Annotated in this window: 1 protein-coding gene; it reads right to left on the reverse strand. The window is 59.3% G+C overall.

All coding sequences use genetic code 11. The annotated features are described in order from the left end of the window. Nucleotides 1–268: RHS repeat domain-containing protein (locus ACFZPT_RS26720; protein ID WP_379556335.1), on the reverse strand; the 268-nt coding region annotated here is incomplete at both ends.

Consider the following 268-nt stretch of genomic DNA (forward strand, 5'->3'; position numbering starts at 1 on the left):
CGACCAGTATCCGGATTGTAGTAGCGATGGCGGTTGTAGTGCAGGCCGCTTTCTTCGTCGAAGTATTGGCCCTGGAAACGCAGCGGATTATCGATTTTGCCTACGTCGAGCCGGGCGATTTCGCCGTAGGCGCGGTAGTGGGCGGACCAGACGATATCGCCCTCGGGGGTGGTGAGTTCCTGGGGTGTGCCGAGGTGGTCGAGTTGGTAGTGGTAGGGCTGTGTTTCTTTTGGACCGAAGCCTTCTAAAAGCGCCAGCGGCCGGAAGC

The sequence above is a fragment of the Pseudomonas sp. MD330_10 genome (assembly GCF_042610415.1).
Classification (GTDB): Bacteria; Pseudomonadota; Gammaproteobacteria; order Pseudomonadales; family Pseudomonadaceae; genus Aquipseudomonas; species Aquipseudomonas rhodesiae.